The 10,908-nt window shown below is 45.5% G+C and carries 9 protein-coding genes; 6 read left to right on the top strand and 3 right to left on the bottom strand.

Annotation, left to right across the window (positions count from 1 at the left end):
- Positions 1 to 113: 113 nt before the first annotated feature.
- Positions 114 to 1,406, top strand: coding sequence for a sensor domain-containing diguanylate cyclase (locus MED92_RS15125; RefSeq protein ID WP_007022446.1), 1,293 nt, complete (start codon positions 114 to 116; stop codon positions 1,404 to 1,406).
- A 34-nt stretch (positions 1,407 to 1,440) separates the two neighbouring features.
- On the opposite strand, the gene ppnN is transcribed toward MED92_RS15125, so the two are convergent.
- Together ppnN and cobB are read right to left on the bottom strand one after the other, a co-directional pair.
- Entirely contained in the window at positions 1,441 to 2,832 is a 1,392-nt protein-coding gene (gene ppnN / locus MED92_RS15120; RefSeq protein ID WP_040663108.1) for a nucleotide 5'-monophosphate nucleosidase PpnN, read from the bottom strand.
- Positions 2,833 to 3,067: 235 nt separating this feature from the next.
- Positions 3,068 to 3,778, bottom strand: a complete 711-nt coding sequence (gene cobB / locus MED92_RS15115) for a Sir2 family NAD+-dependent deacetylase (RefSeq protein ID WP_007022444.1) — start codon at positions 3,776 to 3,778, stop codon at positions 3,068 to 3,070.
- Between the two features lie 283 nt (positions 3,779 to 4,061).
- Here cobB and MED92_RS15110 point away from each other — a divergent pair, with 283 nt between their 5' ends.
- From MED92_RS15110 to MED92_RS15105, 3 genes are all read left to right on the top strand, one after another.
- Positions 4,062 to 5,456: a PhoH family protein gene (locus MED92_RS15110; RefSeq protein WP_007022443.1), complete on the top strand. Its 1,395-nt coding sequence runs from the start codon at positions 4,062 to 4,064 to the stop codon at positions 5,454 to 5,456.
- Positions 5,457 to 5,739: 283 nt separating this feature from the next.
- Entirely contained in the window at positions 5,740 to 6,045 is a 306-nt protein-coding gene (gene yidD, locus MED92_RS18890; protein ID WP_083774958.1) for a membrane protein insertion efficiency factor YidD, read from the top strand.
- Positions 6,046 to 6,183: 138 nt separating this feature from the next.
- Complete coding sequence (locus MED92_RS15105; protein ID WP_007022441.1) at positions 6,184 to 8,400, top strand: sodium:solute symporter family protein; 2,217 nt, start codon at positions 6,184 to 6,186, stop codon at positions 8,398 to 8,400.
- Between the two features lie 67 nt (positions 8,401 to 8,467).
- Here MED92_RS15105 and MED92_RS15100 read toward each other — a convergent pair whose 3' ends face one another.
- Complete coding sequence (locus MED92_RS15100; protein WP_007022440.1) at positions 8,468 to 9,277, bottom strand: mechanosensitive ion channel family protein; 810 nt, start codon at positions 9,275 to 9,277, stop codon at positions 8,468 to 8,470.
- A gap of 223 nt (positions 9,278 to 9,500) precedes the next feature.
- Here MED92_RS15100 and MED92_RS15095 point away from each other — a divergent pair, with 223 nt between their 5' ends.
- Both MED92_RS15095 and MED92_RS15090 read left to right on the top strand, forming a co-directional pair.
- Complete coding sequence (locus tag MED92_RS15095) at positions 9,501 to 10,070, top strand: TIGR04211 family SH3 domain-containing protein (RefSeq protein WP_007022439.1); 570 nt, start codon at positions 9,501 to 9,503, stop codon at positions 10,068 to 10,070.
- 472 nt (positions 10,071 to 10,542) lie between these two features.
- Positions 10,543 to 10,785 carry a GrxA family glutaredoxin gene (locus tag MED92_RS15090; RefSeq protein WP_007022438.1) on the top strand — a complete coding sequence of 81 codons (243 nt, stop codon included), beginning with the start codon at positions 10,543 to 10,545 and terminating at the stop codon, positions 10,783 to 10,785.
- The last annotated feature ends 123 nt before the right edge of the window (positions 10,786 to 10,908 follow it).

Below are 10,908 nucleotides of genomic sequence, written 5' to 3'. Positions count from 1 at the left end.
CCTACTAAAAATTGTACCTTTAGACTAATTGAAATAAGAATACTGTAAACTGATACTGTTGTATCGGTAAAAAATCAGATTTTTACAGCCATACCACCTTTTCAGTTGCTCATATGACCTCATCGATTGATAAAAGCCTAAAAGATCTTCCCCTCCTTGACCTACTTAGCAACAATCTGATGGATGGGGTTTATCTGATCGACCCTGCATCCTCAAATATATTATGGGTCAACCGTGCAGGCTACGAAGCCTTGCAGATGCAGGAAGAAGAACTGCTTCATCACTCGGTCCTCAGCCTACAGAAAGATGTCATTGGTATTCAGCAATGGCACAGTATCGCAGAAGTAATCAGGCAGAATAAGCAATTCACCTTTATTGGCCGGCACATGCGTAAAGATGGCACGGAACTGCCGGTAGAAGTAAACACATCCGTTTTTACCCATGACGGTTGCGAATTTTTCCTTTCTATCGCACGTGATATAAGCAGGCGCCGTGAACAGGAAGCCGAGGTCCAAGGTCGTGAAGAACAGATCTGGTTAGCTTTAAACTCCTGTACAGACGGCTTATGGGATTGGGACATAAGTAGCGGTCATGTTTATTTCAGCCCGCAGCTGAAGCGTATGCTGGGCTACGGACCTGACGAGATGAAGCCAGTAGTGGATACCTGGAAAAACAATGTTTTTGAAGAAGACCAGCCGATGGTGCTGCAAGCTTTGGAGGAACATATCCAGGGTAAACGTGACCGCTATGAAGCGGTCTATCGTATGCGTAACCGCAACGGTCATATGATCTGGGTACACGACCTAGGTTCAGTTTCACTTCGCACATCAGAGGGTGAACCTATCCGCGTCACCGGAATGGTCAAAGACATTACTGATTACAAACAACAAGAGTTCAAACTTCAGGAACTGGCTGCCTATGATGAGCTAACAAAACTTCGCAACCGTCGCGAATGTACACGCATTTTTGATAAGCAGCTTAATTTTGCGCAACGTAATGACCAACCACTCAGCCTTTGCTTTTTTGATTTCGACTATTTTAAATCAATTAATGATCAGTATGGGCATATGGCAGGTGACTATGTCCTGAAAGAAACAGCCAAATTTCTCACTGAAAATCTAAGGGTATCTGACTACCTGTTTAGATGGGGTGGGGAAGAATTCATACTCATAAGCGCAAACACAACTCGGCAAGAGATGCAGGTCCTGGCGGAAAACCTTCGGGCCAAACTTGCAAACCTGCTCTTAGACTATGATGGACAATCAATCCATGTGACAGGCAGTTTTGGCATTGCCAGCTACCCTCAGCATGGAGAGAGCCAATCAGAGCTTATACTGGCTGCTGATTCAGCTCTGTACCAAGCTAAGTCGGACGGCCGAAACTGTGTTCGGCTTTTCCAACAATAACCCTGTTCACTTGTAGCAGCATATAAAGCAGGGATTAGCTAACCTCTTCCAAAGCCGCGGGTTTAATCTTGTAACAAGGCTGATATTCCTGATAGTTGATCTTCATTCGTCTCTGCTCAACAAACGAAGCGAGTAATTGGTCCATCGGTTCCATAATCGACGTCTCTCCGCTGATTTCGAACGGACCATGTTCTTCAATAGCACGAACACCGGGTTCTTTAACATTCCCTGCCACAATACCGGACAACGCTTGTCGTAGATTTGCCGCTAACTCAAAGTCGGGTAATCCATGGACCAGATTAAGTGAGGCCATGTTTTCGTGGGTTGGCTCAAAGGGCTGCTGGAAAGCTTCGGGAATATACAGTTGCCAGTTATAGTGGAACGATTCGCTGGTCGCTTTCCGATAGCGAGTCACCTGCTCGAGACCATCACGCATAACTTCCGCTACCTCATGGGGATCATCAACAACGATCTGATAACGTTCAGCCGCCGCATCACCCAGTGTTGCACGAATAAACTTATCCACTGTCTCGAAGTATGCCTCACTTCCTGCAGGACCTGTGAGCACCAGAGGGAAAGGCAGATTATGGTTCTTTTCATGCAGGAGAATGCCAAGAATATAAAGGATCTCTTCAGCAGTACCCGCACCACCAGGGAAAACCACAATCCCATGACCAAGACGGACAAACGCTTCAAGACGCTTTTCAATGTCCGGCATGATAATCAGCTCATTAACAATCGGGTTAGGGCTTTCAGCGGCGATGATTCCCGGCTCAGAAATGCCCACATAACGACCGTCTTTAATGCGCTGTTTAGCATGAGAAATAGTCGCACCTTTCATGGGCCCTTTCATCGCGCCGGGTCCGCACCCCGTGCAGATGTTCAAACCACGAAGGCCCATCTCATAGCCCACTTTCTTAGTGTAATCATATTCAACGCGGTTGATCGAGTGTCCACCCCAGCACACGACTAGATCCGGCTTAACATGCGGCCTGATGGCATCAGCGTGACGTAAAATGTGGAAAACCATATTAGTAGTGGCTTCTGATTCGTTAGCTCCCGGACAACACACATCAAGCTCTGTCCCGACATAGAGCAGATCCCGCAGCACAGAGAAAAGGTGCTCACGGATACCCGTAATGATTTCACCATTTACAAATGCTGTAGCCGGCGCATTGACTAATTCCAACTGGACGCTGCGATGCTTCTGGCTGATCCGGATATCAAATCGGGAAAATTTATCCAGTACCTGTTTGGTACTATCCAGTTCACTACCTGTGTTCAGTACCGCCAAAGAGCATTGTCTGAAGAGTTTGTACAAACCTCCCTGGCTGGCATCCTGCAGCTTATTAACCTCATAAGGCGATAGCGTATTCAGGCTATCAATAGGAGTAATACTGGTGCTTACAAATTGTTCTGTCATCATAATAGCTACCTCCATGAACCGAGAAACACAGATACAGCGTACGGTTCATTTAAACATCCTTATTCTTATCCAGCGGTTGTTAACGTTATGTGAATTACGGAGGGGCAAAGACAATAGATTAGTAGAAGAAATTCACAGACAACGAAAGTAACAACGGCACTACTTAAGTGAAGATCTAAGTAGAAATATAGACAACAAATTATAATAAAGCCAAAAATGCTTAAAAATCAGGCAGCTAAAGCTGCCTGATAATATCATTCACAAACTCAGGCACGACCTCTGTTCCCTGCCCGTAAATATGATGATCAAAAGCGGATTCGACTCGCGAAGGCTCAAGATTTAATTCAACGGTCAATGCACCTGCGGCATTAGCCACTTCAACAAATCCAGCTGCCGGGTATACATGCCCTGAAGTCCCGATGGAGATAAACAGATCACAGCCCTCCAACGCAGTATAGATCCTATCCATGTACATTGGCATCTCACCGAACCAGACGATATCTGGTCGCAGGTTGCCTGATGATCCACAGCATTGGCAGATATCCTCAGGCAGGCTCTCCTCCTCAATCCGGTAAACAACCCCTGAATCGCTACAGCGCAAATTTAGAAGTTCGCCGTGCATATGCAGTAGATTTTTGCTGCCCGCCCTTTCATGTAAGTTATCAATATTCTGGGTAACCAGCAGAAAGGAACCTGGAAATTTAGCTTCCAGTTCAGCAAGCGCCTTATGCCCGGCATTTGGCTTTATTTCATCAGAAAGAAGTTGGTTCCTGCGCTCGTTGTAAAAACGGTGTACCAAACGTGGATCACGAACAAAAGCTTCAGGCGTGGCTACATCTTCAACACGATGGTCTTCCCAAAGCCCATCCGCTGCCCTGAATGTTCTGATACCTGACTCCGCTGAAATACCTGCACCGGTTAATACAACGATGGACTCAATTGCCATGATTTTCACCTGCTAATAAATTTGCCTCTTGTCATCATACAGCAACCTATGTATTACTAGACTAATCTATAGGATATCGGCATCACTCTCAGCAGGTATGACAGCCTAAAGATGAGTGCCGGTCGTTCAGAATCGATCTGAGATTTGGTAGTGACTAACAGTTCACACGGTATTACCACCCAACAAATGAACGACTGCAGAATCCCAAACACCTGCAGTCTTCAGTACAAACAAATCTTCCCCAGATTTGTCAGACTCCCCTCGGCTATAGAAGGAATCGGCTATGACCGCCTCTAAACTCTATATTCTCGACACCAACGTATTGCTTCACGACCCGAAGTGTCTTTATGAATTTAAGGAGCAGGACATCACCATCCCGATGACTGTTCTTGAAGAGTTAGACGATATTAAGGATAGAAAGAAAAATGTTTCTCAGGAAGCACGTGCTGCGATTCGTGCCATTGATGAAATACTCAGTCATGCAGAGGATGCCGCAACCATCACTAAAGGCGTGGATATTGTTATTCCGGTAACCGCTGCCAATAGTGAAATGAAGCTAGGGCAATTGAGCATCTTCCCTGATCATGAGCTCACAGCAAGACAGGGTTTTTTGCCTCAAAACTCAAATAAAGATAACCATATTATTAACTGTGCTCTGCACATTCAGGCAACCAATCCGCACCGTGAAATTATCCTCGTAACCAAAGATATCAACATGCGCCTGAAAGCTCTGGGGGCAGGCTTAAAACGTGTTGAAGATTATCGTACTGACCAATTGGTTTCAGATATTGATCTCCTTCCCGCTGGCCACGACAATCTGGAAGGCAATTTCTGGGAACGGGTCGAAGATGTGAAGAGCTACCAGGAGGGCAGCCATACGTACCATACGGTCTCTAAAAGCCTGTTACCCAATACTTACCCTTGTGAGTACATCTACGATGATTCCGAAGAGTTTGCTGCACGGGTAGCAACAATTAGAGATGAACAGATCACGCTTCGTGATTTGGGAGTCGATCGATTGATGCAGCAAAACTGCTGGGGAATTGAGCCGATCAATATTTTCCAGGCATTTGCGATGGATGCAGTCCTTGATCCCGATCTGGATCTGGTCATTCTAAATGGTGCGGCAGGTTCCGGTAAAACGCTGATTGCTCTGGCCTGCGCATTGGAGATGGTTATTGAACAACGCCGCTACAATAAAATCATTGTCACTCGTTCTACTCCACCCGTAGCAGAAGATATCGGCTTCCTTCCGGGTACCGAAGAGGAGAAGATGACACCTTGGTTGAGTGCGATTCAGGATAACCTGGAGGCGATGCATGAGCATGATGAACGCCCTCAAAGCAGCGTTAAATATGCGATTGAAAAAGCCAATATCCAGTTTAAATCGCTTAATTTCATCCGTGGACGGAGTATTCAAGAAGCGATCGTATTGCTCGATGAAGCTCAAAACCTGACGCCATCCCAGCTGAAAACGATTGTAACCCGATGTGGTAAAGGCTCTAAGATCATCTGCTTGGGTAACCTTGCCCAGATTGATTCTAATTACCTGACGCCGCTAACCTCCGGTTTGACCTATCTGGTCGAACGATTCAAGGACTATGAAGGTGCAGCCAATGTGCATCTGGAAGGAATTTTCAGGTCCCGGCTGGCAGAGTATGCAGAAGAACACCTCTAATCACGCATCCGCAAAACCATAGAGACTAAAGTAGCATACCGCTTTAGCCCCGTAGCCATAAGGCTTCGGGGCCGAAGTGAAAACTGTTCACCTTTTAACCAGCCGTTTTTCTTTTAATCTGGTTAATTGTCTATATAATGGATTCCCTTAACATTTTTATGCAGTAAATCTCGACTGCAAAATTAAGACAGGAATATGTATCTACTGTCTTAATCCTCCCCTGAGATATTGCCGGGCATCTTGAAAGTGCCCGGTATTTTTTTATCATCCCGCAGGTAAGACAATGATCCAGCGTGTGAAAGGCCTCCTCAGCTACCTGCTGATAGGCTTAGTTAATATCTATCGCTATATGATAAGTCCTGTCATTGGACCCCGATGTCGATTCCACCCTACCTGTTCCAGCTACATGATCGAAGCCATAAAGCTACATGGCCCTTTTAAGGGAACATGGCTAGGATTAAAACGCCTGGGACGTTGCCACCCCTATAATGACGGGGGCTACGATCCGGTTCCTGGCTCAGAAGAAACAACCCAATGTGGTTGCAGCCATCACGAAAGCGATAAAGAGACAAGCACAGAGAAGAGATAATCCCTCTTGTTAATCAGTTTTTCTTCACATGTTCGACTTTTTTATTGCAGATCAGAGGGTTAATTAAATTGACACCCTTTAGCCTACTGACTATAGGGTTTAGAATACCTTAAAAATTGACCGTTCAAGATCAAGATTATGTTTACACCGCTGTCCGTAATTCTGTACGTCACTGTTTACATGGGCTTGCTGTTTGCCATCGCTCAGGTGGTTGAACGCAGAATAAAAACCTCCTCAGAGGTCAATGCTGGCAATCCAGTGATCTATGCCTTGTCTTTGGCGGTATACCACACCTCGTGGACCTTCTATGGAAGTGTCGGATTTGCTGCTTCATCGGGTCTTTTGTTTCTCGGTGTTTATGGTGGTGCCTTAATCGGTATATGTCTCTGGTGGGTGACCCTGAGACGGATGGTTCAAGCAAAAGAGACTTTCCGTATCACCAGCATTGCTGACTTTATCTCTACACGATATAACCGCTCCCAGAAAATTGCTGCGATGGTGACGATCATCGCACTGGTCGGCATACTCCCCTATATTTCATTGCAGCTTAAAGCGATTATCGATTCATTCGAATTAATCACTAACTCACCCCGTAGTGGCGCCTCCCATGAACTATCAGGATGGGTTGTAACGCTCTTCATGATTGGTTTCACCATCATTTTCGGTGTCCGACGGCTCGACCCTACCGAACGCCATCAGGGTATGATTGCCGCATTAGTCGCCGAGTGTTTGGTTAAGTTAGTCGCTTTCTTAGCCGTTGGCTTCTTTGTCACTTACACCCTCTTTGATGGTTTTGGCGATATCATGGGGCGACTACAAGAAGCTAACCTCACTCATCTGACCAGTTTCAGTGCAGTAGAAAACAGCGGATCAATGTGGCTCACCCTACTGGTTCTGAGCTTTGCTGGCATTCATATGCTGCCGCGCCAGTTCCACGTTGCTGTGGTAGAGAATTCCAGTCGAAAGCATATAAAAACCGCAATGTGGCTATTCCCGCTCTATATGCTACTGATCAATCTGTTTGTCGTCCCCATTGCAGCAGCCGGACTGCTACAGGGCCTGCCCGCAGAAAATGCCGATTATTTTGTACTGATGCTTCCACAACTTGCAGGTAGCGAAGCCCTGACTCTGCTGGTGTTTATCGGTGGATTCTCTGCCGCTACCGGCATGATTATCATTACCACTATGACGTTATCGACGATGGCGTCTAACCATCTGATCCTGCCTACGATAGAACGGGTTAATGCTTTACAACCACTACGTGCCTATCTATTGCAACTACGCTGGGTGGTGGTTGCGCTTATCTTATTGAGTAGCCTGTGGTTCGCCCGCGAGTTTGCAGAATCCTACATCCTGGCAGCGATCGGATTGCTGTCATTTGTGGCTGTACTCCAGTTTGCGCCGGCTATGTTTGGCGGTATGTTCTGGAAAAAAGGTAACAGCCTGGGCGCTTTTCTGGGCCTGACAGTCGGGTTCATTATCTGGACATACTGTCTGTTAATTCCAACCTTTATAAAGCAGGGCTGGTTTTCGGAAGCCCTACTGCTGGCAGGCCCCTGGCAAATTGGCTTACTTCGCCCGGAAGCCCTTTTTGGCTTGGAAGGTTTGAACCCGGTCACGCACGCAGTTTTCTGGTCGCTAATCTTTAACATCGGCAGCTATATTATCGGCTCCCTGATCTTCAGCCCGAACAAGAGCGAACGCAATCTGACGATGGAGTTTATCAGTGCAATGAACTCATCAGGTTCTCGCCGGGCAAGACCTACAGGCCTGGATGCTTATATCCTTCTGCAACCTAAACTGGAAGAAGCGAAAAGCCTGCTTAGCGACTACCTGAATGACGACAAAGCAGAAAGCGCTGTTAAAACCATTGCTGATGACCTGCAGGTTTCTGAAAAGCCTAAAATCACCATTATCGAGCTGGTTGAATTTCACCGCATGGTTGAACATGTATTGGCAGGCTCCATCGGAGCCGCCAGCGCACACAAAGCTATTGAAAATACCATCCGGTATAACAGCAGAGAAGAAGGCGACCTTAAAGCGCTGTACAGTCATATCGTGACTGAGCTGCAAACAACCGAAAAAGATGGCAATGAGAAAAACGGATCTGAGCAGAGCGGCTACGGACTCATTGAAGATCTTCAAAATCAGATCGATGATCTGGAAGACCGGGTAAAAGACCAGCAGAAAACCATCTCAGAGATGGAATTGAAACTTGAAGCCCGATACGAAGAGATTTTCAAATATCGAATCGAATCGCAGAAGACCAAACAGGACAATACGATGCTCAAAGCCGAACTCCAGCAGATACTGGGAAATCGGGCAGAAGAGGGATTTGTGGATAAAAGTAATTAGCAGGCAATCGTAGATATAAATAAAAAAAGAGCCCGATGGGCTCTTTTTTAAAATGTTGGAATCACAATTATTCCGCAGCTTCCTGCTTATGCAGATGAACATCCATCTGTGGATAAGGGATACTGATACCTTCTTCGTCAAAACGCAGTTTAACCGCTTCAGTCGTATCCCATAGCACTGCCCAGTAATCCGCAGAGTTAACCCATGGGCGAACCACGAAGTTAACACTGCTGTCGGCAAGCTCAGATACAGCAATAACCGGTGCAGGGTCTTTCAGAATACGCTCGTCTGCAGCAATGATCTCGTTAAGAACCTCTTTCGCCTTACGCAGGTCATCGTCATAACCGATACCGAAAACCATATCCACACGACGAGTGTCACGAGCAGAGTAGTTAGTGATAACACCACTGTAAATTGCACCATTCGGGATAATCATCTCTTTGTTATCACCGGAACGCATAACTGTGTTGAAAATCTGAATATCTTCCACAACACCTGCAACACCGGCAGCTTCAACAAAATCACCCGCGCGGAACGGTTTGAACACGATCAGCATGACACCGGCCGCAAAGTTTTTCAGGGAATCCTGCAAAGACAGACCGATTGCTAAACCAGCGGCACCGACCAAAGCAATCAGCGATGTTGTATCAACACCCAGTTGATCTAACGATGCGACAATCACGAACAGTAGCAGAACAACACTAGCAATCGAAGAGATGAAATTAACCAGCATGTCGTCCATCTTCGCTTTGCGAAGCAGACGTTCAGCTACTTTCATTACCTGCTTAACCACCCAGCGACCAACAAAAAAGATTGCCAGCGCCAGCGCAATATCCACGATCCATGGAAATACGTAAGCATCAAAGAAATTTTCCATTTGGGTTCCCCTGAAAAAATCGAAAAAAAAAGTGAACGAATTTAAACAAACGCAATCTGAACAACAGCCAAACAGGCTTGCTGAGGCTGTCTCCCTTAAGTAGGTATTGCAGGAATTTCACTTCGCCCTGATGAAAGCTGCACGAATACCTTAAAACAACCTGTTAAGCGACCAGTTTAATCCGTACAATATGACAAATTCTAGTGTTCAAACAAATGTATTAATGAAAAAGTTAGCCCTCATCTCTTTACTACTATTTTCTGTATCCGCCCAGGCACAGAAAGGCCATATCGCTGACGATGCTATGGTGTATGTCCATAATGGACCGAGCAATTCGTACCGGATTATTACTCGTATAAAAAGCGGCACCCCTGTCACTATTCTTAAACGAGATGCCTCATCTAAGTATGTTCAGATCAAAATGCCCAAAGGGCGTATTGGCTGGGTAGAGCCTACCGCGGTAGATCCTGGCGATAGTATCTCTGTTAGATTACCTAAGCTGCAGAGTGACCTTGAACAGAGCCAGACAATGGTAAAAGAGCAGGCTGAGAAGATTGTTGAGCTCCAGCAGGAATCTAAAAACCTGAAGAACACCAACGAGTCACTCAATTCTGAAGTTCAGCAGTTAAAAGCAAAGATTAAAGATCTGAATTTTCAGATCGAAAGTAGCGATGAAAGCAACCTGATGCGCTGGTTCACCCATGGCGGCCTGGTTGCCTTAGGTGGGGTTTTCTTAGGGCTTATCCTTCCGTACTTCCCTAAGCGACGCAAACGCAAAGACGAGTGGTTTTAATCCACTGTCAGCCGCTCATAAAAAAAACCGAACTTTGTTCGGTTTTTTTTTACTTTTTCACTTGCATATTTCGATTTAGTAATAAATTAACGTTTTATTAAACAACGGCATTAATTCGCCTATAAAAACACAGAAATATTTAGCTTTTCCCTTAAAAATCATAAAGATAGCTTATTGATTACTTTTTAACCAATACGTCATATCCTAGCGTAAACTGGGGCTTTTGGACGGTTCCTAAAAGCTTTTTTACAGAGTTATCCACAGAGTTTGGGGACAACCTCAGAAAGGCCCCAGACAACGCCTTTTCGAGCATTTTCGCAGCGCACAAAAGTATTCACACTGTTACTCATTAGAGTGTTCAGGTTATTGCTCATAAACAAAACTAATCACCCGGATTAACAGATCCAATTAGATAGTTCTAATAAGGCTTGATTAAATAGACACATCCAAACGGTATTGAGAGAGAAAAGCGATGAAGCGTATTACTATTTTTGGTCGTGAAGGTTGTGGTTTCTGTAAGCGTGCTAAAGAAGTCTGTGAAGCTAAAAATCTTGATTTTCGCTACGTCGACATTCACAAGGAAGGGATCAGTAAAGCAGATCTTGAAAAGACAGTTGGCAAACCGGTAGAAACAGTTCCTCAGGTTTTCTGCGGTCAGGAGCACATTGGCGGTTATACAGAACTTGCAGCATTTCTGGAAGCAGAAGGGGTTTAAATTCCGGATTCAGCCCCCACTACTTACTTAAGACAAAAGCTCAGTTGCCGATATTTAGTGTTAAGCAAAAAATTTCGGTTATACTGCTTAAAGGTTGTAGTTGGTATTCGGCCAACTTAGGAG

The organism is Neptuniibacter caesariensis (assembly GCF_000153345.1).
Taxonomy (GTDB): domain Bacteria; phylum Pseudomonadota; class Gammaproteobacteria; order Pseudomonadales; family Balneatricaceae; genus Neptuniibacter; species Neptuniibacter caesariensis.
Note: the sequence above shows the minus strand (reverse complement) of the source record. Positions and strands in the feature narration are given on the sequence as shown.